Source organism: Acinetobacter calcoaceticus, assembly GCF_016508255.1.
In the GTDB taxonomy this organism is placed as follows: domain Bacteria; phylum Pseudomonadota; class Gammaproteobacteria; order Pseudomonadales; family Moraxellaceae; genus Acinetobacter; species Acinetobacter calcoaceticus_E.
On record NZ_JADVKT010000006.1, the window covers coordinates 159,759 to 182,164 of the forward strand.

Consider the following 22,406-nt stretch of genomic DNA (forward strand, 5'->3'; position numbering starts at 1 on the left):
TCTCTCTGTGATACAAAGAACAGATTGTTTATTGGAGCTAGACCTATGTCACGTCAAGTTTATGCGATTGCCCGCCGTAAGTTTTCACATTTGAGCCGTTCAGTTTGTATGGCAGTTGCTGTACTGGGTACAACACAAATTGCGATGGCGGGTCCAACAGTTGATCAGTTAAGTGACTGTTTAGTTAAAGCAACAACAGCTTCAGACAAAACCACGGTGCTTCAATGGACATTTACAGCTTTAGCTGCCCATCCTGATTTAAAAGCATTTAGTAATGTAACGCCTGAACAAAAAAATCAGTTAGATCAAAAACTGGCACAGGTTTTACAACGTGTGATTGTTGAGCAATGTTCTACCCAAACTAAAGCTGTGATTCAGGCTGAAGGTGTGAAGGCAGTTGGGGAGGCTTTCCAGCAGTTAGGCCAAAGTGCTGGTGAAGATATTATTAAAGACCCCTCAGTTAAACAGCAGTTGCAGGGCACATTACGTTATATCGATTTAAATAAATTAGTGACGACATTTTTAACCCCAGAAATTTGGAATAAGTTGGGAATTACAAGATAAAAATCTAGTTTTCTACTTCAATAATAAAGCCTGCTATCTAAGAGCAGGTTTTATTTTAACTGGCCAACTAGATCTATTTAGATACTAATCTTAGCCCCTAAAACTTTTACAAACTGAGCTAACCAAGCAGGATGTGCAGGCCAAGCAGGGGCTGTCACCAAATGCCCATCTGTAACGGCTTCGGTTACAGCAATGTCTGCGTATTGACCGCCTGCCAGTTTTACTTCGACAGCACATGCTGGATAAGCCGAGCAGAGACGGTCTTTTAATACGTTTGCCGCAGCGAGTAACTGAGCACCGTGACATACGGCTGCAATAGGTTTTTTAACTCTATCAAACTCACGTACAATTTCGATAACACGTTCATTCATACGTAAATACTCTGGTGCTCGACCACCGGGAATGACTAAGCCTACATAGTCTTCGGTATTAACAGCATCAAAATCATAGTTAATCGCAAAGTTGTGACCACGTTTTTCACTATATGTTTGTTCACCTTCAAAATCATGAATAGCTGTTGCAATATGGTCGCCGTTCTTTTTATTTGGGCAAACAGCATGCACGGTATAACCTAAACCGGTTAAAAACTGAAAAGGAACCATAGTTTCATAATCTTCAGCATAGTCACCGACTAACATTAAAATCTTTTTAGACATGATTTATCTCTCTTTTTAAAATATAAGTTATCTAAATTCTTAATTTAAATTAGCACAGTCACTGAGTAATTCTTTAGAAAAAAAGTGCATTCTTTAGTCGAAGAATGTTTCATAAGTGATGTAAAAAAGCCTCGATAAATCGAGGCTTTTAAATTTATGGGGTCTGCTTTTTATAACTCACAAGCTTTACCTTCATATTCACGACGGTTAAAGACATATTCCTTACCATTCCATCGATAAACAGCAAAACAGAAGCCTGAACCCCCATTTTCAATATCAGGCCAACCATCTTTGCCTTTAGTTTTCAAAAAGGTGGGAATGCCAGAGTCGCTAAAGAGTTTTTTCCATTGACCGTCTTTTTGTTGTGAAACAATATAGTAACCAACACCCGTATTGCCATAACACATAGTACTACTATCTTGAATAACTGCATCTTTATGACCATCACCATTTAAATCTTTATAAATGATAATTTCACCCCGATTACAATTTCCTGCCCAACCATTCTTTGTTTTTTTGAAATTTGCTGCTTTAAAAATAGGTTCTACCTCACTCTTTGGAACTTGAACCGTTTGAGCAAAAAGTGTCGAGTTTATTAACAATAAAGAAGTCGTAATAAGTAATTTATTTATCATGCGTAACCTTATCAGCATAGTTTTGGCTTAAAAATTATTTTGGATTCATTGCGTTTTTTTAAATAGATAAAAACCCGCTCTAAAGCGGGTTTTTCTAAAAATTGGATTAGCTTAACCAATCAATTTTTTCATTAATTCATTTACTTGAGCAGGGTTAGCTTTACCCTTAGAAGCTTTCATGACTTGACCAACAAGACCGTTAAAGGCTTTTTCTTTACCAGACTTGTACTCTTCAACCATTTTTTCATTGGCTGCAAGTACTTCTTTAATGATTGCTTCAATTGCGCCAGTGTCAGTTTCTTGCTTTAAGCCTTTTTCCGCAATAATGTCATCGGCAGATTTACCTTCCGATTCCCACATAAAGCCAAAGACTTGTTTTGCAATCTTACCGCTAATGGTGTTATCAACAATACGTGCAATCATGCCACCAAGCTGTTCAGCTGAAACAGGAGAGTCTGCTAAATCTAGGCTTGCTTTGTTTAACGCGCCTGAGAATTCACCCATCACCCAGTTTGCCGATACTTTACCTTGTGCAGCACCACCCGCAGCAGCCACAACAGCTTCAAAGAAGTCTGCCATTTCACGTGAGAGCGTAAGTACGTGTGCATCGTACTCTGTTACACCAAAGTCCGCGATAAAGCGTGCACGGCGTGCAGCAGGTAATTCTGGAAGTGCAGCGCGAGCAGCTTCAATTTGCTCATCTGCAATAATTACTGGCAACAAGTCTGGATCTGGGAAGTAGCGGTAATCGTTCGCTTCTTCTTTAGAACGCATTGAACGCGTTTCCATTTTGTTTGGATCGAACAAACGAGTTTCTTGGTCGATGCTTCCGCCATATTCCAAAATTTCCATTTGGCGTTCAATTTCAACATTGATCGCTTGCTCGATAAAACGGAATGAGTTGAGGTTTTTTAGCTCACAGCGAGTACCAAAAGGTTGTCCCGGACGGCGTAAAGACACGTTACAGTCCGCGCGGAATGAACCTTCTGCCATGTTACCGTCAGAAATACCTAACCAGCGCACAAGTGTGTGAATTGATTTGATATATGCCACTGCCTCTTCAACCGAACGCATGTCAGGTTCAGAAACGATTTCAAGCAAAGGTGTACCAGCACGGTTTAAGTCAATACCAGACATGCCTTCAAATTGGTCATGAATCGATTTACCAGCATCTTCTTCAAGGTGAGCACGAGTTACACCAATGCGTTTAGTTGTGCCATCTTCAAGCTGGATGTCGATGTGACCTAAACCGACAATCGGGTTATCCATTTGGCTAATTTGATAGCCTTTTGGCGAGTCAGGGTAGAAATAGTTTTTACGTGCAAACACAGATGCTTGGTCGATGTATGCATCGATACCCAAACCAAAGCGAATGGCAAGATCAACCACTTTTTCATTCAGCACAGGCAACACACCCGGCATTGCCAAGTCTACAAGGCTTGCTTGCGTGTTTGGGTCTTGACCAAACTCAGTCGATGAACCTGAGAAAATTTTAGAATTGGTTGCAAGCTGAGTGTGAATCTCGATACCAATAACGACTTCCCAACCGTCAATCAATTTCAACTTTTGAGCTTCAGCCATTATGCATTCTCCTCAGCAATTGCCGCACGTTTAGTGTGCCAGTCTGTGTTTTGTTGGTATTGATGAACAATTGACAACAATTGTGATTCTGACCAGTAGTTACCAATCAATTGTAAGCCTACAGGTAAGTTATCTTTATCAAAACCAACAGGAGCATTAATCGCTGGTAAGCCTGCTAAGTTCACTGCAAGTGTATAGATGTCACCTAAATACATTTCAGTTGGACTTAAGTTTGCACCAATTTTATAAGCAGTTGTTGGTGCAGAAGGAGCAGCGATCACATCTACATTTTCAAATGCTTTTAAGAAGTCTTGTTGAATTAAACGACGTACTTTTTGCGCTTTCACATAATAAGCATCGTAATAACCCGCAGAGAGTGCATAGGTACCAATTAAGATACGGCGTTGAACTTCTGGACCAAAACCTTCTGAACGTGAACGCTTGTAAAGATCCATCAAGTCAGCTGGGTTTTCACAGCGATAGCCATAGCGAACGCCGTCATAACGAGACAAGTTAGAAGAAGCTTCTGCTGGTGCGATGAGGTAATACGTTGGTACATAGGCTTCAGTCATGTTGAGGTCAATCTCAACAAGTGTTGCGCCCATTTCTTCAAGTTTTTTCAACGACTCTTCAACACGAGCTTTTACGTCAGCGTCTAAACCAACAACGTTAAAGTACTGTTTAGGAATACCAATGCGTAAACCTTTTACAGATGTGCCATTTAAGTTCGTAACGTAGTCATCAACTTCTTTTTTAACAGAAGTTGAGTCTTTTGCATCATGACCTGCGATTACATTCATGAGGTAAGCACAGTCTTCAGCAGAACGTGCCATTGGACCTGCTTGGTCAAGTGATGATGCGTAGGCAATGATACCGAAACGAGACACGCGGCCATAAGTAGGTTTCAAGCCTGTTAAACCGCAAAAAGAAGCGGGTTGGCGAATTGAACCACCAGTGTCAGTACCCGTTGCAAATGGTGCTAAATCAGCAGCTACGGCCGCAGCAGAACCACCAGATGAACCACCCGGAACGTGGTCAAGTGCCCATGGGTTGCTCGTTGCTCCGACATATGAGCTTTCCGAAGTTGAACCCATAGCAAACTCATCCATGTTCACTTTACCTAAAGTGACTAGACCAGCAGCTTTAGTTTTTTCAACAACAGTTGCATCGTAAGGAGAAATAAAATTATCAAGAATTTTTGAACCGGCAGTCGTTTTGATGCCTTTAGTACAAAAAATATCTTTGTGCGCTAGTGGAATACCCGTTAGAGCAGTTGCATTAACTGCTTTTAATACAGCATCAGCTGCATCAGCTTCTATAAGTGCTTGTTCAGGTGTAACCGTCACATAGCTTTTAACTTGTGAGTCGAGTTTCGCAATACGTTGCAAATAGTGTTCAGTCAGTTCGCGAGATGAAAACTTCGCTTGGCTTAAGCCCTCAGCAAGTTCACGAATTGATAAGCGATGTAAATCAGTCATGAGTAAAATTTCTTTACATTCAAAATAGGGAAGATGGGTTAATTGAGTAAAATTTATTCAATCACGCGAGGAACAAGATACAAACCATCTTGAGTTGCTGGTGCAACTGCTTGGTACTCATCTCGATGATTGCTTTCAGTTACCACATCAGCACGTAAAGGTTGAGGATTATCAAAAGGGCTTTTTAAAGGTTCTACGCCTTCAGTATCAATGCCTTTTAAGGTTTCCATCATGCCTAAAATTTTATTTAGACTTTGAGCATATTCAGCAGATTGCGTATCATTGAGCGACAATCGAGCAAGATTGGCGATTGCTGAAACTGTTTGTGCATTTAAATCTGCTGAATGCTGTGCATCCGATGTAGACATAACATCACCTAATCAGTATTAAAAATTTTCAAAATATCGTGCGTTATAATAAGCGATTGACTTGTTCAAATCATCACATTTAGTTTAAAGTTGCCACCTTGCATCCACATGAAAGTTTAACTGAGAACGAACCGTGATTCTAAAACGACTAATTGGCTTGTTTTCGCCGGATCTAGCCATTGATTTAGGTACAGCAAATACACTTATTTATGCGCCAGGCCGCGGCATTATATTAAATGAACCAACAGTTGTGGCAATTCGTCACAGTGGTTCACAAAAAATTGTTGCTGCTGTAGGGCTGGACGCGAAACAAATGTTAGGCCGTACACCTGCGAATATTTCTGCAATTCGTCCAATGAAAGACGGCGTAATTGCGGATTTTGAAGTGACTGAAACCATGTTGAATCAGTTTATTGGTAAAGTTCACGAAAAACGTTTGTTCCCACCTGCACCTCGTGTGGTTGTATGTGTACCATGTAAATCAACTTTGGTCGAGCGCCGTGCGATTCGTGAGGCAGTATTTAATGCTGGTGCACGTGATGTTCGTCTGATTGAAGAGCCTATGGCAGCTGCAATTGGCGCAGGTATGCCAGTTGAACAGGCGTGTGGTTCTATGGTTGTGGATGTTGGTGGCGGTACAACAGAAATTGCAATTATTTCATTGCAAGGTTGTGTCTATGCTGACTCTTTACGCATTGGCGGCGATGTTTTTGATGAGCAAATCATCAATTATGTTCGTAAAGCTCATGGTTGCGTGATTGGTGAAACCACAGCAGAAATCATTAAAAAAGAAGTAGGTATGGCTGTTTCTGATGGCACAACATTAGAAATTGAAGTACGCGGACGTAACCTTGCAGAAGGTGTGCCTCGTGCAATTACTGTAACTTCGGACGAAATTACTCAAGCAATCTCTGATCCATTACAAAACATTGTAAGCGCAGTGAAATCAGCACTTGAGCAAACACCTCCAGAGCTTTCTTCTGATATTGCTGAGCGCGGTATTGTGTTGACAGGTGGTGGTGCGTTACTTCGTAACCTCGATAAATTATTAGCTCAAGAAACTGGTTTACCTGTTGTGGTTGCTGAAGATCCTCTTACTTGTGTTACCCGTGGTGGTGGTAAAGTATTAGAATTCTTTGACAATCCGAACCATGACATGCTTTTTGTTGGTTAAGTTTAAGGATTAGGCGGTGCAACCGAATATTTTTTCAAGACAGCCGCCATCTTTCCGCTCGTTCGTTATTGCGGTCATTACATGCTTGGTTGTGCTGTTCTTTGATTGGCGCATGCCGTATGTAATTCAGCCAGCAAGGGATGTCTTGTACGCTGCATATAACCCAATTTATGCATTGGCTAGTTATCCAGTACTGTCGAGAGAATGGCTGAATCAACAAACAAAATCTGAAGCACAACTGCGTCGTGAAAATACTGCGATGCAGGCTGAGCTTTTACAAGCTCAAGTCCGCTTACAGAAGCTTTCTGAACTGTCAGCTGAAAACACCCGTTTGCGAGGTCTTCTTGATACCCCATTAATTATTGATGGACGTATGGAGATTGCCGAAGTAATTGGGACAGATGCAGACCCATTGCGTCATATCATCATTGTTAACCGAGGCTCTGTGGACCATTTAAAGGTTGGTCAAACGGTTTTGGATGATAAGGGGATCATGGGGCAGATCATTAATGTATATCCTCATAGCTCACGTGTAATGTTGTTATCAGATAAAGAACATTCACTTTCGGTACGTCTCGAACGCACAGGAATGCGGGCGATTGTTTCTGGTACAGGTGATTTGGGCCGCTTAAAAATGGAATATGTCCCGACGAGTGCAAATATTCAAGTGGGTGATAAAGTGTTTAGCTCAGGATTGGGTGAACATTTCCCAGCAGGGTACGCAGTGGGTACAGTTGCTAAAATAAGACGTCATAATTCAGGTGAGTTTGCCGAAATTGATGTAACACCAGCTGCACAATTAGCAACAGGGCACCATGTCGTTATACTTTTCTCGGATTCATTAGCGAAGGAGCAGCCATATGCCGATCGCTAAACTGAAGCGAGAAAAGCGTAAAGATCCACTATGGGGAATAATCATCTCTGTTATTGTGGGTTCTGTGCTGATGGTTTACCCGCTGTCCTACGATATTTCAGGTTGGCGCCCATTATTCATGTTGATGGTCACGCTGTTTTGGGTGGTATGTCAGCCGACGTGGTGTGGGGTCTGGTTTGCATTTGGAATGGGGATTTTTACAGACTTATTGCTTGATGCTCCTTTAGGTCTCAATGCCTTAAGCTTTGTAATTATGACTTTTCTTACCCGTTTTTTAATTCGGGAACGTCGTATTTTAACTTTCGTTAATATATGGACAATTGCAACTCTGGTCATTATTGCTCATTTAGCATTTATGTGGGTAACCCAGACCATGGGTGGAATTCATTTTTCGATTGCTAGACATTGGCAACCATTGATGACAAGTATTATCACTTGGCCAATCGTCTATTATTGTTTGGCAAAATGGCGCATATAGTTTTAGCATCTAGCTCTCCTCGTAGGAAGGAGTTGTTGCAACAACTCGGTTTGGATTTTGAAATCTATAGTCCGGATATTGATGAGTCTGTTCATAAGAATGAGCTGGTTCATCATTATGTTGAACGTTTAGCGAGAGAAAAAGCGCAAACTGTATTAAAACTTTTTCCAGAAGCAATTGTTATTGCTGCCGATACTAGTCTTGGACTTGATGGTCAAATTATTGGTAAGCCTGAATCAAAAAGCCATGCTTTTGAGATATGGAAACAATTATCGGGACGTTGGCATGATGTGTTTTCTGGACTATGCATTGCGACGCAACAACAAATGTTAAGTCAGGTGGTGCAAACACAAGTCGAATTTCAGCATCTGACTACGCAAGATATGGAAAATTATTGGACTACAGGTGAGCCTGTTGGGAAAGCCGGTGGATATGCAATTCAAGGGATTGCTTCTCAATATATTCCCCAAATTCAAGGAAGTTATAGTAATGTGGTAGGACTTCCTTTATACGAATTTGCACAGTTATTAAAAAGAGTAAAGACATAAGAGGTTGTTATCATTCTTAATTGAATAGCATTGTCGATAAACACTAGGCAAAGTTAACAGCTTCTCTGACTCTTTAATAAAAATTTTATAATGCTTTGAGTTTATGTATGTCAGAAGAATTACTTATTAATGTCACGCCTATGGAGTGTCGGGTGGCATTAATCGAAAATGGAACTGTTAATGAGCTGTATGTCGAACGTACAGTCAAGCGCGGTCTAGTCGGTAATATTTACAAGGGTAAAGTCGTGCGAGTGCTTCCGGGCATGCAAGCTGCTTTTGTTGATATCGGTCTATCTCGAACAGCCTTCTTACACATCAATGATATGGTTTGGCCTCGTTCACAGCCTACCCCAAATGTCTTTGAACTATTACATCCTGGACAGACTCTTACTGTCCAAGTAATGAAAGATATGTTGGGCACAAAAGGGGCTCGTCTGAGTACAGATCTTTCAATTCCTTCTCGTTATCTGGTTTTAATGCCATACGGTAACCATATTGGTGTATCGCAACGTATTGAGTCTGAAGAAGAGCGAGAGCGACTACGTAATATTATCGAAGGTATTCAATCTGAACATAATTTGCCAGGTAGCGTGATTGTGCGTACTGCTGCTGAAGGGGTGGATGAAGCAGAAATTGCACAAGATATGTGCTATCTGAGTAAATTATGGGAATACATCCAACGTAAGCAAATTGATGTTGCCGTTCCTTCTTTAATTTTTGAAGAGCTTCCATTACCTCAGCGTATTATTCGAGATTTAGCAAGCGAAGAGACTGCAAAGATCTATGTCGATTCGAGAGAAATTCATGCCAAGCTTCTTGAGTTTGTTGAAGAATTTGTTCCGAATATGCAGAGTCGACTCATTCATTATCCAGGTGAACGACCATTATTTGATCTTTATAATGTCGAAGAAGATATCCAGAAAGCCCTTCAAACCCGCGTAGCTTTGAAATCGGGTGGTTATCTGATGATCGACCAGACTGAAGCCATGACAACGATTGACGTTAATACTGGTTCATATGTCGGCGGTCGTAGTCTTGAGGACACCGTTTTTAAAACTAATATGGAAGCGACACAAGTCATTGCACGTCAACTTAGACTGCGTAATTTGGGTGGTATTCTGATTATTGATTTTATTGACATGCAAGAGGCAATTCACCGTGAAGAGGTGATGCGTCAGTTCGAAAAAATGCTTGAGCGCGATCACGCCAAAACCAAAATTACTCAAGTGTCAGAACTTGGTTTGGTTGAAATGACTCGTAAACGAACACGTGAATCGTTAGAGCATTTGCTGTGTGAGTCGTGTCCAACCTGTCAAGGACGTGGTTTTGTCAAAACAGCAGAGACAGTGTGTTACGAAATATTTCGTGAGATATTGCGATATACACGTGCATTTGAATCAACGAGTGGCTTTACTGTTGTTGCTCATCCTTCTGTGATTGACCGATTATTAACAGCAGAAGCGCCTGCAGTGGCAGATTTAGAGCATTTCATCAACCGTGTGATTAAATTTCAGGTCGAAAATTTATATACGCAAGAGCAATACGATATCATTTTAAGTTAAAGTTGTAACAAGATATCGCTTAATCCTTGTTACAACTGAAATTTTACTTTCATTCATGAATTTTAAATACTAGTTACCTACAGTAGCCATAGACGTTCTCCCTATTTAACGTCTTAGCAAACAAGAAGAGGTATAACCCATGAATGTAAGTGAAAACTTAATTAGCAACGGTCTTAAACATGTTCTAGATAGTACGCCAGTCAATAGCTGCTATATGTTGAATGACCAAGGTAAAGAAGTACCGATCACAACTGCGATGATTCGTTCAGTATGTCATCAGTTGCTTAGACAGTGCCGCACAATTAAAAAATAAGGGGCCAATTCAAAGCCCCTTAACTTTTTCTAACTTGCTGAATGATGTTTCAGCTGCTTCTCTGCAATAATTTCTTCAAAACGTTGAATCTCATCTTCTAAATGAGTCAAAAGGTTTTGCATTTTTGGCAAGGCATTTCGACAAGCTGTTAATCCAACTTCAAGCTTATCTAAATAACTGGTCATAGTAATATTTAAAGCCTGTCCATCCATGACAATCGAAGCAGGATAGAGAGCGTCTAATTTCGCGCCATTCCAATAAAGCGGCTCTCGTGGTCCTGGTACATTGGAAATGACTAAATTGAACGCCTGACGCTTAGGAAGCATTCCTGAAATGATGTTTAATCCTGCCGGACCATAAACAACCGCACTATAATTTAAAATTTCATTAGCAGTCATACGGCTAAAGCGTTGCTTTGAATTCTGCATACTGCGACGAATGATTTCTAGACGTTCTAACGGTTGGTCCTTATGAGTTCCTAAATTTGCCAGAATCATAGTAATTCGGTTACTCATGTCAGAGTCATCTGTGCGTAATGAAGCTGGAACCATAGCGATAAGTGGCTTTTTAGGTAAACTATTTTGACTAATCAAATATTCACGTAAAGCACCAGAACATACGGCTAGTACAACATCGTTAATCGTTACGCTTAATGCTTTTGAAATTTTTCTTAGTCTGCTCAGTTCAAACGATTGGGCAGCAAAACGACGTGAAGCACTTACTCTTTGGTTCAAAATCGACACTGGCGCCTGAAAGGTAGAAACATAATCAGGATTTTTGCCCATTTCTTTAAATATCGTCTGAGATAACTCTTGCATTACTTTGGGAGCTATATCGAGTTGAGACTTAATGCCTCCTAAAATACTCTTAATTTTACTTGTACTTGGTGTTGGTACTTTTAAGCGTTTAGTTCTTTTACTTTCGACACACCATAGCGGAACTACGTGTTTTTCTTCAGGTGTTTTTGAAAGTGATTTCTCGATCAAACGCATACCAGCAACGCCATCGACCATTGCATGATGAATTTTGAAATACATGGCAAAACGATTGCCTTCGATTCCTTCAATAATGTCACAAGTCCAAAGTGGTTTTGCACGGTCGATTAATGAGCTATGTTGCTGTGAAATATAAACCAGAAGTTCACGAATGCGCCCAGGATGAGGCAAAGCAATATGGCGAAAGTGATGATCGATATCGAACTCTTCATCTTCATCCCAAAATAGTCCATTTAAACGGTTATTGAAGGGAGGAATAGGAATGCTTTTTGAGCGTTTAATATCTTCTACTAAATCATGTACAAATGTTTCAGGTGCATTTTCAGGAATTTCAAATAAAAATAATCCACCGACATGCATGGGTTGCTGTCTTTTTTCAAGTGACAGAAAAATGAAATCAATTGGGTGTAATGGACGCATAAATCATTGTGCCTCATGCATTTTTCTAAGAAGCCCTTATCTGAGCTCTTATTAGAATTATAGAACCGTAAAATTAAGTATATAGCGTTTAGAGTATAGAAAATATGACTTTGTGTACGTAACATGACATAAAAAAAACCACTGATTTAACAGTGGTTTTTTGATAACAAATTATTTTTTCATGTTGCCTGCATGTAATCCACATTCTTTTTGAGTCGCTTCTTCCCACCACCAGCGTCCTTCACGCTCATGTTGGTTCGGTAATACAGCTCGTGTACATGGTTCACAGCCGATAGAAACAAAACCACGCTCGTGGAGAGGGTTGTATGGAATTTCCATCATACGGATGTAACTCCATACTTCGGCACTTGTCCAGTTCGCTAGAGGATTATATTTAATGAGTTGTTTATTTGGACCAGAGAAGCCTACATCAGCTTGTACTACAGGAATTTCTGTACGTGTACCGGGACTTTGATCTTTACGTTGACCTGTAATCCAGCCATCTAAAGTAGCAAGTTTTTTACGTAAAGGCTGAACTTTTCGAATACCACAACATTCCTGATGGCCATCTGTAAAAAAGCTGAATAGACCTTTTTCATTTACCATGTTTTGAACAGCTTCAGATTCAGGGAAGCAAATTTCGATATTGATATTGTAGTGTTTACGGACAGTTTCAATAAATTGGTAAGTTTCAGCATGGAGGCGGCCAGTATCGAGACTAAAGACACGGAAAGGCTTACCTAAACGTGAAGCAATATCAATTAAAACAACATCTTCTGCTCCCGAAAAAGAAATTGCGATTTCACCTTGTTGGCTTAAGGCAAGCTCTAAAATTTCTCGAGGACTTTTGTTTGCATATTCAGCAGCAAGAGCATCTACGATATCAATAGTCGGAATAACGGTCATGTGTGTTCCTGGCAAAAGGCTTGGGCGCATTGATTTATGAAAAATATTCTAAAGGATAGTGAATAAATTGCTTAGCACTTTAATTTCAAACCTTATGAATAAAATTGATTTGATCAATAACAACGCAAAACTGAAAATCTTAATGGTATGATACAGCAATTTTTAACCAACGTTGGAAGCATTCATGGAAATCGTATGCCTAGATCTTGAAGGGGTTTTAGTTCCTGAAATCTGGATCAATTTCGCAAAAAAAACAGGGATTAAAGAACTAGAAGCAACAACTCGTGATATTCCAGATTATGATGTTTTAATGACTCAGCGTCTTAATATTTTAAAACAACACGGTCTAGGCTTAAATGATATTCAAGAAGTAATCGCGGAGATGGGGCCTTTACCTGGTGCAAAAGAGTTTGTTGAATGGGTGAGTACTCATTTCCAACTCGTGATTTTGTCAGATACTTTCTATGAGTTTGCACATCCTTTAATGAAGCAATTGGGGTGGCCAACAATTTTCTGTCATAAATTAGAGACAGATGAAGAGGGGATGATTACGGCTTATAAACTACGTCAACCAGATCAAAAACGTGAGTCGGTTAAAGCACTTCATGGCTTAAATTTCCGTGTAATCGCCGCTGGTGACTCATATAACGATACAACTATGCTTGGCGAAGCTGACCATGGTTTCTTATTTGATGCGCCTGCAAACGTAATTGCTGAATTTCCACAGTTCCCTGCAATTCATGGCTATGATGCTTTAAAAGAAGCAATCCGTTCAGTTTCGAAACGTAGCATCCCTGCTTAAAAAATAAATAATAAAAAAGGCGCTTTAAGCGCCTTTTTTATTTGAGGTGATTTTTAAACTTAGAATTTATAACCAAGTTTTAAACCATAAGCGATCGCATTGTTGTCAGAAAACTCAGCAACATATTGATCGGTACCAGCTTGAGCACCTGTTTGAGCTTTAGCATCACCTAACCAGAAGTATTTTACACCACCAGCAATGAATGTTTGTGGAGTAGGACTGTATTGAACACCTAATCCTACGTTCCAGTAACCTTCTGTTGGACCTAATGTCGTTATAGGGTTACCAGCGCCAGAGTCCCAACCTACAGAGACATTACCAGCCCATTTATCATTAAGCTTACGACCGACACCAGCATTCACTGACCATTGATCATCAGCATATTCAACTAAGTTAAAACCATTTGGACGACCAACAAGACCGCCTACAGCTTCTGAAACTTTACCAAATTTATATGGTTGAATTGAGAAGTCTTTCCAGTTCACCCAGCGTACATTGGCGAACGCAACAGTATTAGCCATGATACCTGTTTGGAAATCAAGGTTAACAGACTGTGGTGTGGTAATTGTAGTTTTACCAGATGAGTTAATCGCTTGAAGTTTAGAAGCTGGAACATCTAAACCAGCAAGTACTGAAGTAAGACCTGGGAAATTTAATAAAGATAGATTTTCATTAATATCCACTTTATGATCAATTTCAGAACGGTAAGTTACAGATGTTTTAAGTGCAATTTCAGGAATTTGATAAGCTGCGCCTACTAACCAACCTGCGCCTGTCGTTTCTTTAATATTTGCATCATAACCGTTATAAAGGCTATAAGCTTGACCTCGTAAGCTTACATTACCTTTAACTGTTTGTAATACAGGACCTGCGTAGAAATTGAAGTTTTGAGTTGGCTGGTAACCAAAAACAAAAGATAAGTTTTGAGTATCAACTTTAACTTTAGTTCCACCATTACCTAAATAATTATTTGCTGCAGAAAGAGCACCAGCAAGTTGTTGAAATTGTGGACTTGCTAGAACTTGCCCTTTTGCTAAAGCTAAAGTTTGGTCATTAACAGGTAAGCCTTGGGCTTCTAAAGCGGCTGTTGCTTTTTTAGTAACGAGGCCATCGACAGCTGCTGCAGATAAAACAGTATCAGTACCTGGATGAGATACGAATACATTATTACCTGAATATTCTGCATCCGCTCCAAATGGTTGGTCATAGAGTAGACCGAAAGAGAATTTATCGTTGAGTTGTAATTTTAATGCAGCACTTGGGAAGTAGTAATCATTACCCATGTCATCAATATGACGACGTGTTGCGCTTGATCCTGCTTCTTTACCTTCTACAGTTGGATCTAAAGCAGTGATACCTGCTTCAAAATAGTTACCAGGCTGCAAAAATGCGGACATTGATTGTCCAGAGCGATCCAAAGCCGCTGCGAAAACCCCAGTTGCAGGCAGCGTTGCTAAAATTATTGCAGTGCTCAGATGTTTTAATTTCATTTTAATCTTTCCTTGAACTTCAAGACATTTTTTTAAAATTAACAGAGTTAAACCGTTTAAACTGTGTTGCCTTCAAAGCTTTTAATTACAAGTTTCAAAGCTTTGATAACTCCATGTAACAAAAATAGCATAATTACAATAAGAGTAAATCTGTTATATGAACTGAAGAGTACTCATTTTTTATACAAATAGTGTCAATAATGAATGAAATATGAAAGAATAATTTCATTGTTAAATTGTTTTAATTAATTGATATTTATATTTTTAATCTATTATTTGTGATGACTGTTGTACTGACATTTTTGTCACAAATCCCAGAAAAATGGTCAAAGATTTTTTTGTAAAAATATGAATTGATTGATCATGAAGTGAGTGTTGGTTATCAGTTTTACTTGATAAGTCCATTTCTTCTACATCTGTATATTATTGATTCAGTTTTATATTCTTAATTACATAGCGAAAATTAGGCTTATTTTTTTACCATTTGATCTATTTTTTGGATGGTTTGAGTCTGCCTGTTTGGGAGTTGCTATGAGAGAATAACGGAAAATATCAAGATAGATTCGGCTATTTTACTTTTAGAGCTAAAACACATTGTTAGAGTGGGTATAACTTTTCATCAAACTCTTCAAGTTTTGGAAACTTCAAAGGTTCAAGCTGGTCGAGGTGAGTAAGATACGTTACATAATCATCAAGAATAGTTTCTCGTGCTTCTTGGCTAATATAGGGTACATGGTAGGCAATAAATGGCGGTAAAACTTCAAAACCAGCATATGCTAAAGTACCGCGTTGAATAGGGGAGAGATAATGTTCAATTGGGCCATGAATAGAATTTTCTCCAAACATATGGGTTCTACCACCAAGTGTTAAACACAGCATGGCTTTTTTACCGCTCATTCCACCGTGGTTATAGAAACGTTTGCCGCCGTAAAAGAGCCCTGAAACAAATACTCGATCAATCCAGCCTTTTAAAATTGCTGGCACAGATGTCCAGTAAAGTGGAAAATTTAAAATAACTAAATCAGCTTTTTTTACCTTTTCAATTTCTGCTTGAATGTCAGGAGCTAGAAATTGATTTTTACTGGCATTTCTTTGCTCTAATGCATAGTTAAAATAATCAGGTTGGTTGAGTTCTAAAAAATCCTCTTTGGAAGCTACAGGATTAAATTGCATTGCATATAAATCTGAAACTTCTACATGATGACCAAACTTTTTAAAGGTCTGCTGAGCTGTCGTTTTCAATGATGCTGTAAAAGACTGTGGCTCTGGGTGAGCATGAACAATCAGAATATTCATAAGGCACTTTTACTCTTCAAAATAAAGTTGGTAGCAATATGCTTTTATGCAATCAAGCAAGTTTCCCTTGAATGACTATGCCTGAATTTGAAAACGTGGCATAGTTCAAGAACTGACAGTTTTTACCATTTAACGCCACAATTACGATGTCTGGTAGGACGCTCATGAATCCAGAATTGCCCGGAACTTATATTAATTTGTTAGCTGATATGGTTAAGCGCTGGAATATTTCTGGTGAACAGCTTTTAGATGGAAGTAGTATCACATTAGAACAATTAGAAAAACCCTATTGGTATGTTGAGTTTCACACTTTAAATAAGCTACTTGAACGTGCAATTAAGCTTACTCATGAGCCAGCATTGGCGAGTTATTTAGCCCTCGAAATGAAAGCATCTTGTTATGGTTCGGTGGGTATGGCGGCCATGGTTTGTGGAAATTTAGAGGAAGCCTTAAAAATACTTGAACAATTTATCGGGTCGCGTTGTGACGCGTTTAAACCAGAGTTAAAACAAGACCAAGATTATATTCACTGGTCTATACGTCAGCCTTTGAAAGCTTTTCAGTTGAGTCCAGATGCTGCTATTTTTTTGTTATTGGGTTTTGTTCAAATCGTGAAACATTTAACGGGGCTATCATTTTTAGGTACCGTTAAACTGAATATGCCTAAACCCGTCGGTTTTTCAAAATTAAAAGATGAATTGGGCGTAGATTGTTTATTTAATCAAAAACATAATGTCTGGATTTTTCCAAAAGAATATTTATCGCGGCCTATACTAACGGCTGACCCTATGCTGGCATCTTTATTGAAAGCACAATGTAAAAAAGATATAGATAAATTGAAGTTACGCAGTGGATGGAAAGCAGAAATTAGCCAAGTAATTAAAAAATTATTGATGAATAATCAGGGGGAAATGTTAAAAGTTAAGCAAGTCGCCCAAATGATGAATATGTCAGAGCGTAGCTTACAACGATATTTGGCAACCGAAAATACGAGCTTCTCAGCATTAGTTGATTTAACCAGAAAGCAACACGCACATAATCTTTTAAAAAATAAATCATTATCGATTGAAGCTGTGGCTTTGAGTTTAGGTTATGCCGATACATCCCATTTCACTCGTGCATTTAAACGTTGGATGGGAGTGACACCGAAGTATTATCAAACTCAGTTAAAACTAAAGAATTTAGATCTAAGTGAATAATTAAGAAGACCACAAATTTGAAAGTGGTCTTCTAACCATAACTTAATTTGATGATTCTTGTTTTGATGAAAGTGATTCAATCACTTCAAAATAGCTAGGTGGGACAGGAACATGTCCACGATCTCTTAATAGACGATGCATACGTGGCAATTTGAAGTAGGGTACTGAAGCCATTAAATGGTGTTCCATGTGGTAATTCACATGAATAGGCGCCACAAAGCTTCTCGCAATCCAACCTGCACGTGTGGTGCGGGTATTGGTTAGTGCAGTACTACTGGTTTGCATACCTGCATGTTCTGCCATAGAACGGATTCTGAGAAATAGAGGGAAGGGTGTTAAATAAGCTAAAGGCCATAACCAATAAAACCGTTGTTGACCAAAAGCTCTTAAAACACCATATAGCACCGCGTTGGTTGCAATGGCTCCTGTACTGTTTTTTACCAGACTTTTTGCATAGTCAATAAGATGTTTATTGCTTCGGTCTAACCAGATTTGGTCATTGGCAACAGTCCATTTCATTAGATCGAGATCCATTAACACTCGACCTAAGCTAAATTTTAAACCTGTCATACCACTTAAATCGCGCAAGAATTTACGAGTAAGAGATTTTTTGCCTACAGGAAAACCGGAAACTAAAGAAAGATCGGGGTCATCTGGGGTAGATGTTTTTGCATGATGACGAACATGATGTATGCGGTATTTTTGTAGATCATTCCAGATTGGGCGGGCGCATAGCCATTCGCCTACAAAGTCATTTATTTTCTTATTTTTGAATAAGCTTTTATGTGATGCATCGTGCATCAAAATTGCTAGGCATAACTGGCGACCCGCCAAGATTGCTAAGGCAAGCATACAAGCAAGTAGTTTGCCCCAACTCGGTAAGTAGTCCCACATCAAAATTAAGCTAGCAAATGTTCCACCAATAACAGCCCATGTACTTACAACCGCCCAAGCACCATATGCATCTGAGGGTTGTGTGAGTTCCTGTATTTCTTCTCTGCTAAATAGATCGGTAACACTTACCTGTGCATTCATTTTTATTCTCCCAAATCAAATTTTGGTATTTGTCTTTTATATTACAAATATAATTATAAAAATTTAAAAAGTGAAATATTTGTTTGTAAAAAAATAAATCAGCTCATTAATATTTTAGTTCTTGTTTATATACTTTTTTCCAAAGCTTCTGACCAATAGAGTCAAGCTGTTGTACATTTTTAGCAAATTGATTGCGGGCCTTTTCATTTACAAACGGGGCGGGCAATAAAGGATCATTCATAAGTAAAGCAATGGTTTCTCTACCTAAAAGGAGTGCTTGGGCTGCTGCTTCATTTAGCGGTAAATTTGCATATTCAAAAAGCCATTGCTGAATATCTTGGCTATACACTTCATAATTTTTTTCAAGTTGTTGGGTATCCCATAAAGAGAGGATTATCTGAAGGCTTTTTGAGTCGAAATGTTGAATCGTACAAATTTTAGCTTCTTTTTCTAAACCAGCTAAAACGAGCTCTTCACATGTCTTATCAAAAGTATAGGCCAGATTATCTGGGCGTATATAAATACTAGTTTCAAGTTCTTTAAAGCCGAATTGACGCAATGCTCGCTCTCTCTTTTTTAAAGCAGTTCGATCTATACGACCCAAGGTTCCTGTAAATACGGCAAGATACTGCTGTTGCCATTCTTTGGTTTGTTTAATACCATTTTTACGGTTCAGAATGATTTTTGCCCATTCTTTTGTTGATGGCGAAAGTTGATAAATACCGCGCTCGACACTTTCTATCATGCCTTCATTTAACAAGCGTGTAGTGGCAACACGAATACCATTTTCACTCATATTAAAGAGTCTGGCTGCAATTAATATTTGTTTGATGGTGAGCTGAGAATAGGCTGAAGAAAGAAACAAATCGACAATGAGATGACGTGCATTAATTTTGGTATTTTTCATTCAGATAGAATTTTTGATATGAGTTGCATGTAAGAAAAATAATATCATGTTTTTGTAATGTCTTTTTAAGATCATTTATAGGGTAAATAAGCATAAAAATCTTTATCTATAAAATGAGATTTTTTTTTATTTCTTAATCAAGTTTATCTTTTTACGATAGTTAACCCAAGATTGTCATGATGATGTGATACATTATTCCACTTCAAATAAACTGCCTTTTGTTAAGGGCAATAACCACAAATGCTAGAAATGATCTGATATTGAGCATGAACTAGACCAAAATTATGGTTTATACATGATATAAAACAAATTTTTAGACCTTTCTAGTGATTAACTTTTTGAGCAAGTGATGGAAAATTTTGAAGTTATAAAAGCACTGTTTTTAGGCTTTATCGAAGGCTTAACTGAATTTTTACCAATCTCGAGTACAGGCCATTTAATTTTATTTGGTCATATTATCGATTTCCATTCAGACGGCGGTCGTGTATTTGAGGTTGTAATCCAGTTAGGTGCTATTTTAGCAGTGTGCTGGTTATACCGACAAAAAATTGTTAACTTGATTAAGGGGTTCTTTAGTGGTGATGTGGAATCACGCCATTTTGCTATAAGTGTACTTATTGCATTTTTCCCAGCGGTCATTATTGGGGTTTTAGCAGTAGACTTTATTAAAAGTGTTTTATTCAGCCCAATTGTGGTTGCTGTTGCCTTAATTGTTGGTGCTCTCATTATTTTCTGGGTTGAATCTAGACAATTTGAACATAAGACACTCGATGCAACCAAAATTACTTTTAAACAAGCACTTCTAGTTGGACTCGCTCAATGTGTTGCCATGATTCCGGGAACTTCACGTTCAGGTGCGACTATTGTGGGGGGGATGTTTGCGGGCTTATCACGTAAAGCTGCTACAGAATTTTCTTTCTTCCTCGCTATGCCAACAATGTTGGGTGCTGCAACTTTTGACTTGGTTAAAAATGCTGACGTACTGACCGCCGATAATATGATTAATATTGGGGTAGGTTTTGTTGCCGCTTTTATTGCAGCTTTGTTTGTTGTAAAAGCATTGGTACTTTTTGTAGAGCGTCATACGTTACGTGTATTTGCTTGGTACCGAATTGCATTAGGTGTAATTATTCTGATTGCAGCGATGTTCTTTAATTTATCACCTTAAATAATCTGATGAAGTGAAAAACCTAGAGCGTTCTAGGTTTTTTTATGCCTAAAAATTGATTTGAATTACCTCTTTATACAAAGTAAACGTAAGACAGATGTTTTCATTTTAGGTTCATTGTTATATTGATTATTAGATTACTTCTCACAATAAAACTATGCCGCAAAATCATCTTACAGAACATTTGGTCAATGTATTTTTGCACTTGGCTCCAGCACAAGCAGCCTATAAAGTGGGGTATGTCAGTGCTTCCCCATTCAGCTGAGAATTTAACCGACTGTTTGGCGTTCCACCCAAGTCCTCAATTATTTAACGTAGATTAGTATTTTGAAATATAAATCAAACATGGAGCATTTTATGACCCTTCCAACAACCATGAAAATTATTGAAATTACGGCTCCTGGTGGACCTGAGGTTCTAAAAGTTCAAGATGCGAATATTCCGGTACCTCAAGCAGGTGAAGTCTTAATTGAGGTAAAGGCTGCTGGAATTAACCGCCCTGACCTCTTACAGCGTATGGGGTTATATCCGATGCCAAAGGGTGTTACTCAAATACCGGGACTTGAAGTCGCTGGTGTGGTGGTTGCAGTTGGTGAACAAGTCGATCAATTCAAAGTTGGTGATAAAGTTTGTGCTTTAACCAATGGAGGCGGTTATGCAGAATACTGCGCGGTAACTGCGACTCAAGTATTACCAATACCTGAAAATTTATCGTTTACTCAAGCTGCTGCGATTCCGGAAACATTTTTCACGGTTTGGGCAAATCTATTTGATATTGGCCGTTTGAAGAAAGATGAAACTGCCCTGATTCATGGTGGAGCAAGTGGTATTGGAACCACAGCTTTAGCCATTTGCCAAGCTTTAGGGATTAAAACTTTTGCTACCGTGGGTAGTGATGATAAGGTGAAGGCATTAGCTGGTGTTACGACAGCAATTAACTATAAAACCCAAGATTTTGAGCAAGAAATTTTGAAACAAACTCAAGACCAAGGTGTTGATGTTATCTTAGATATTGTTGGTGGATCTTATTTCCAGAAAAATTTGAATCTATTAAAACGTGATGGCCGACTTGTCATTATTGGTTTCATGGGCGGTCGAATCGCGAAAGAATTTGATTTACAAAAATTGATTTTAAAACGCGCCACGATTACTGGTTCAACGATGCGTGCACGTAATAGCCAAGAAAAAGCAGAGATTGCAAAAGCTTTGCATAAGCATGTGTGGCCATTATTGGCACAAGGTAAGTGTTTACCTCAAATCTATAAAACGTATGCTTTTTCAGATGTACAAAGTGCCCATGCGTGTATGGAGCAAGGTGATCACATCGGAAAGATCGTTTTAGAAATGAATGCGTAAATTCTTAATAACTAAAGTTTAGGTGAACGACAGGTTTGCCTAAACTAAATTTTATAATTTTAAAGTCTGCCTATTTCTCTATAAATATTGCCAAATTCTATTGGCAGATTGCATCAGTTCTATGACCTCACCTATACATTGAGTAAGAAATAACAACTGGCTCTTACATTATTATTACTTTATGTCATGGACCTGCTGCATTATTGGCCGCTGCTGTAGATGAAGACGCTGAAAATTATATTTTTAAAGGCTATCAAATTTGTGTATTCCCAGATGCTTTAGATAAAGGTGCAAATATTGATATTGGCTATATGCCTGGTGCTTTACCTTGGCTAGTGGGTGAAAATCTTGAAAAACTTGGTGTCGAGATTTTAAATAAGGGCATTACAGGTCAATGTCATAGAGACCGTAAACTATTAAAAGGGGATAGCCCGCTGGCTTCAAATAATTTAGGCAAACTTGCAGCTGAAACGTTGTTGGCAGAAGTGAACGATTAATACATTAAATAGTACGCCCTGCGGGACTCGAACCCACGTCGGTCGCTTAGGAGGCAACTGCTCTATCCAGTTAAGCTAAGGGCGCATAATTTTCTGATTATAAA

At 38.8% G+C, this 22,406-nt stretch carries 22 protein-coding genes, 1 tRNA gene and 1 pseudogene; 12 read left to right on the forward strand and 12 right to left on the reverse strand.

Annotated features, from left to right (window positions below; all coding sequences use genetic code 11):
* The first annotated feature begins 45 nt into the window (after window positions 1-45).
* Window positions 46-564 (forward strand): hypothetical protein, encoded by a 519-nt coding sequence (locus I5515_RS13085; protein WP_199967562.1) that lies wholly within the window; start codon window positions 46-48, stop codon window positions 562-564.
* A 77-nt stretch (window positions 565-641) separates the two neighbouring features.
* Here the strand turns inward: I5515_RS13085 and I5515_RS13090 are convergent, their stop codons facing one another.
* The 5 genes from I5515_RS13090 to gatC all read right to left on the reverse strand — a co-directional run bounded on the left by I5515_RS13090 (window position 642) and on the right by gatC (window position 5,282).
* Window positions 642-1,220, reverse strand: a complete 579-nt coding sequence (locus I5515_RS13090; protein ID WP_199967564.1) for a DJ-1/PfpI family protein — start codon at window positions 1,218-1,220, stop codon at window positions 642-644.
* 170 nt (window positions 1,221-1,390) lie between these two features.
* On the reverse strand, window positions 1,391-1,855 hold the full coding sequence (locus I5515_RS13095; protein ID WP_199967566.1) for a hypothetical protein: 465 nt from the start codon (window positions 1,853-1,855) through the stop codon (window positions 1,391-1,393).
* 111 nt (window positions 1,856-1,966) lie between these two features.
* A complete protein-coding gene (gatB, locus tag I5515_RS13100) occupies window positions 1,967-3,436 on the reverse strand; it encodes an Asp-tRNA(Asn)/Glu-tRNA(Gln) amidotransferase subunit GatB (protein ID WP_199967567.1) in 1,470 nt (489 codons plus the stop codon).
* Entirely contained in the window at window positions 3,436-4,914 is a 1,479-nt protein-coding gene (gene gatA / locus I5515_RS13105) for an Asp-tRNA(Asn)/Glu-tRNA(Gln) amidotransferase subunit GatA (RefSeq protein WP_199967568.1), read from the reverse strand. The genes gatB and gatA overlap by 1 nt, the downstream gene beginning before the upstream one ends.
* Before the next feature lie 53 nt (window positions 4,915-4,967).
* Window positions 4,968-5,282 (reverse strand): Asp-tRNA(Asn)/Glu-tRNA(Gln) amidotransferase subunit GatC, encoded by a 315-nt coding sequence (gene gatC / locus I5515_RS13110; RefSeq protein WP_000107699.1) that lies wholly within the window; start codon window positions 5,280-5,282, stop codon window positions 4,968-4,970.
* A 133-nt stretch (window positions 5,283-5,415) separates the two neighbouring features.
* Between gatC and I5515_RS13115 the strand changes: the two genes are divergently transcribed.
* The 6 genes from I5515_RS13115 to I5515_RS13140 all read left to right on the forward strand — a co-directional run bounded on the left by I5515_RS13115 (window position 5,416) and on the right by I5515_RS13140 (window position 10,231).
* The gene (locus I5515_RS13115; RefSeq protein WP_004789315.1) at window positions 5,416-6,456 is read left to right on the forward strand and encodes a rod shape-determining protein; all 1,041 of its coding nucleotides are present in this window, start codon (window positions 5,416-5,418) and stop codon (window positions 6,454-6,456) included.
* A 16-nt stretch (window positions 6,457-6,472) separates the two neighbouring features.
* Window positions 6,473-7,330, forward strand: a complete 858-nt coding sequence (gene mreC / locus I5515_RS13120; RefSeq protein WP_199967569.1) for a rod shape-determining protein MreC — start codon at window positions 6,473-6,475, stop codon at window positions 7,328-7,330.
* The gene (gene mreD / locus I5515_RS13125) at window positions 7,317-7,808 is read left to right on the forward strand and encodes a rod shape-determining protein MreD (RefSeq protein WP_199967570.1); all 492 of its coding nucleotides are present in this window, start codon (window positions 7,317-7,319) and stop codon (window positions 7,806-7,808) included. Before mreC ends, mreD begins: the two co-directional genes overlap by 14 nt.
* On the forward strand, window positions 7,796-8,356 hold the full coding sequence (locus tag I5515_RS13130) for a Maf-like protein (protein ID WP_199967571.1): 561 nt from the start codon (window positions 7,796-7,798) through the stop codon (window positions 8,354-8,356). The genes mreD and I5515_RS13130 overlap by 13 nt, the downstream gene beginning before the upstream one ends.
* 107 nt (window positions 8,357-8,463) lie before the next feature.
* Window positions 8,464-9,918: a ribonuclease G gene (gene rng, locus I5515_RS13135; protein WP_199967572.1), complete on the forward strand. Its 1,455-nt coding sequence runs from the start codon at window positions 8,464-8,466 to the stop codon at window positions 9,916-9,918.
* 139 nt (window positions 9,919-10,057) lie between these two features.
* Entirely contained in the window at window positions 10,058-10,231 is a 174-nt protein-coding gene (locus I5515_RS13140) for a PA1571 family protein (RefSeq protein WP_199967573.1), read from the forward strand.
* Between the two features lie 29 nt (window positions 10,232-10,260).
* On the opposite strand, the gene I5515_RS13145 is transcribed toward I5515_RS13140, so the two are convergent.
* Together I5515_RS13145 and I5515_RS13150 are read right to left on the reverse strand one after the other, a co-directional pair.
* The gene (locus I5515_RS13145; protein WP_199967575.1) at window positions 10,261-11,646 is read right to left on the reverse strand and encodes a WS/DGAT/MGAT family O-acyltransferase; all 1,386 of its coding nucleotides are present in this window, start codon (window positions 11,644-11,646) and stop codon (window positions 10,261-10,263) included.
* Window positions 11,647-11,817: 171 nt separating this feature from the next.
* Window positions 11,818-12,552, reverse strand: a complete 735-nt coding sequence (locus I5515_RS13150) for a phosphoadenylyl-sulfate reductase (RefSeq protein WP_199967577.1) — start codon at window positions 12,550-12,552, stop codon at window positions 11,818-11,820.
* 184 nt (window positions 12,553-12,736) lie between these two features.
* Here I5515_RS13150 and thrH point away from each other — a divergent pair, with 184 nt between their 5' ends.
* Window positions 12,737-13,354, forward strand: a complete 618-nt coding sequence (thrH, locus tag I5515_RS13155) for a bifunctional phosphoserine phosphatase/homoserine phosphotransferase ThrH (protein ID WP_003655338.1) — start codon at window positions 12,737-12,739, stop codon at window positions 13,352-13,354.
* Window positions 13,355-13,413: 59 nt separating this feature from the next.
* Here the strand turns inward: thrH and I5515_RS13160 are convergent, their stop codons facing one another.
* Complete coding sequence (locus I5515_RS13160; protein ID WP_199967579.1) at window positions 13,414-14,844, reverse strand: OmpP1/FadL family transporter; 1,431 nt, start codon at window positions 14,842-14,844, stop codon at window positions 13,414-13,416.
* Between the two features lie 597 nt (window positions 14,845-15,441).
* Window positions 15,442-16,140 carry an NAD(P)H-dependent oxidoreductase gene (locus I5515_RS13165; RefSeq protein WP_199967581.1) on the reverse strand — a complete coding sequence of 233 codons (699 nt, stop codon included), beginning with the start codon at window positions 16,138-16,140 and terminating at the stop codon, window positions 15,442-15,444.
* Window positions 16,141-16,304: 164 nt separating this feature from the next.
* Here I5515_RS13165 and I5515_RS13170 point away from each other — a divergent pair, with 164 nt between their 5' ends.
* Complete coding sequence (locus I5515_RS13170; RefSeq protein ID WP_199967583.1) at window positions 16,305-17,339, forward strand: AraC family transcriptional regulator; 1,035 nt, start codon at window positions 16,305-16,307, stop codon at window positions 17,337-17,339.
* Window positions 17,340-17,381: 42 nt separating this feature from the next.
* On the opposite strand, the gene I5515_RS13175 is transcribed toward I5515_RS13170, so the two are convergent.
* Together I5515_RS13175 and I5515_RS13180 are read right to left on the reverse strand one after the other, a co-directional pair.
* Window positions 17,382-18,374, reverse strand: a complete 993-nt coding sequence (locus tag I5515_RS13175; RefSeq protein ID WP_199967585.1) for a fatty acid desaturase family protein — start codon at window positions 18,372-18,374, stop codon at window positions 17,382-17,384.
* Between the two features lie 106 nt (window positions 18,375-18,480).
* Window positions 18,481-19,281 carry a PaaX family transcriptional regulator C-terminal domain-containing protein gene (locus tag I5515_RS13180; protein ID WP_199967587.1) on the reverse strand — a complete coding sequence of 267 codons (801 nt, stop codon included), beginning with the start codon at window positions 19,279-19,281 and terminating at the stop codon, window positions 18,481-18,483.
* 349 nt (window positions 19,282-19,630) lie between these two features.
* Here I5515_RS13180 and I5515_RS13185 point away from each other — a divergent pair, with 349 nt between their 5' ends.
* The 3 genes and pseudogenes from I5515_RS13185 to I5515_RS13195 all read left to right on the forward strand — a co-directional run.
* Entirely contained in the window at window positions 19,631-20,449 is an 819-nt protein-coding gene (locus I5515_RS13185; protein ID WP_199967589.1) for an undecaprenyl-diphosphate phosphatase, read from the forward strand.
* A 345-nt stretch (window positions 20,450-20,794) separates the two neighbouring features.
* Window positions 20,795-21,805: an NAD(P)H-quinone oxidoreductase gene (locus I5515_RS13190; RefSeq protein ID WP_199967735.1), complete on the forward strand. Its 1,011-nt coding sequence runs from the start codon at window positions 20,795-20,797 to the stop codon at window positions 21,803-21,805.
* A 170-nt stretch (window positions 21,806-21,975) separates the two neighbouring features.
* Window positions 21,976-22,302: pseudogene (locus I5515_RS13195) on the forward strand (protein deglycase HchA); the annotation flags it as partial.
* A 12-nt stretch (window positions 22,303-22,314) separates the two neighbouring features.
* Here the strand turns inward: I5515_RS13195 and I5515_RS13200 are convergent.
* Window positions 22,315-22,387, reverse strand: a tRNA-Arg gene (locus I5515_RS13200).
* Window positions 22,388-22,406: the final 19 nt, after the last annotated feature.

Excerpts from the sequence above, each read along its gene's own strand:
- I5515_RS13085 (WP_199967562.1), top strand. The coding sequence starts at position 46 with ATGTCACGTCAAGTTTATGCGATTGCCCGCCGTAAGTTTTCACATTTG.
- I5515_RS13090 (WP_199967564.1), bottom strand. The coding sequence starts at position 1,220 with ATGTCTAAAAAGATTTTAATGTTAGTCGGTGACTATGCTGAAGATTAT.
- I5515_RS13095 (WP_199967566.1), bottom strand. The coding sequence starts at position 1,855 with ATGATAAATAAATTACTTATTACGACTTCTTTATTGTTAATAAACTCG.
- gatB (WP_199967567.1), bottom strand. The coding sequence starts at position 3,436 with ATGGCTGAAGCTCAAAAGTTGAAATTGATTGACGGTTGGGAAGTCGTT.
- gatA (WP_199967568.1), bottom strand. The coding sequence starts at position 4,914 with ATGACTGATTTACATCGCTTATCAATTCGTGAACTTGCTGAGGGCTTA.
- gatC (WP_000107699.1), bottom strand. The coding sequence starts at position 5,282 with ATGTCTACATCGGATGCACAGCATTCAGCAGATTTAAATGCACAAACA.
- mreD (WP_199967570.1), top strand. The coding sequence starts at position 7,317 with ATGCCGATCGCTAAACTGAAGCGAGAAAAGCGTAAAGATCCACTATGG.
- I5515_RS13130 (WP_199967571.1), top strand. The coding sequence starts at position 7,796 with ATGGCGCATATAGTTTTAGCATCTAGCTCTCCTCGTAGGAAGGAGTTG.
- rng (WP_199967572.1), top strand. The coding sequence starts at position 8,464 with ATGTCAGAAGAATTACTTATTAATGTCACGCCTATGGAGTGTCGGGTG.
- I5515_RS13140 (WP_199967573.1), top strand. The coding sequence starts at position 10,058 with ATGAATGTAAGTGAAAACTTAATTAGCAACGGTCTTAAACATGTTCTA.
- I5515_RS13145 (WP_199967575.1), bottom strand. The coding sequence starts at position 11,646 with ATGCGTCCATTACACCCAATTGATTTCATTTTTCTGTCACTTGAAAAA.
- I5515_RS13150 (WP_199967577.1), bottom strand. The coding sequence starts at position 12,552 with ATGACCGTTATTCCGACTATTGATATCGTAGATGCTCTTGCTGCTGAA.
- thrH (WP_003655338.1), top strand. The coding sequence starts at position 12,737 with ATGGAAATCGTATGCCTAGATCTTGAAGGGGTTTTAGTTCCTGAAATC.
- I5515_RS13160 (WP_199967579.1), bottom strand. The coding sequence starts at position 14,844 with ATGAAATTAAAACATCTGAGCACTGCAATAATTTTAGCAACGCTGCCT.
- I5515_RS13165 (WP_199967581.1), bottom strand. The coding sequence starts at position 16,140 with ATGAATATTCTGATTGTTCATGCTCACCCAGAGCCACAGTCTTTTACA.
- I5515_RS13170 (WP_199967583.1), top strand. The coding sequence starts at position 16,305 with ATGAATCCAGAATTGCCCGGAACTTATATTAATTTGTTAGCTGATATG.
- I5515_RS13175 (WP_199967585.1), bottom strand. The coding sequence starts at position 18,374 with ATGAATGCACAGGTAAGTGTTACCGATCTATTTAGCAGAGAAGAAATA.
- I5515_RS13180 (WP_199967587.1), bottom strand. The coding sequence starts at position 19,281 with ATGAAAAATACCAAAATTAATGCACGTCATCTCATTGTCGATTTGTTT.
- I5515_RS13185 (WP_199967589.1), top strand. The coding sequence starts at position 19,631 with ATGGAAAATTTTGAAGTTATAAAAGCACTGTTTTTAGGCTTTATCGAA.
- I5515_RS13190 (WP_199967735.1), top strand. The coding sequence starts at position 20,795 with ATGGAGCATTTTATGACCCTTCCAACAACCATGAAAATTATTGAAATT.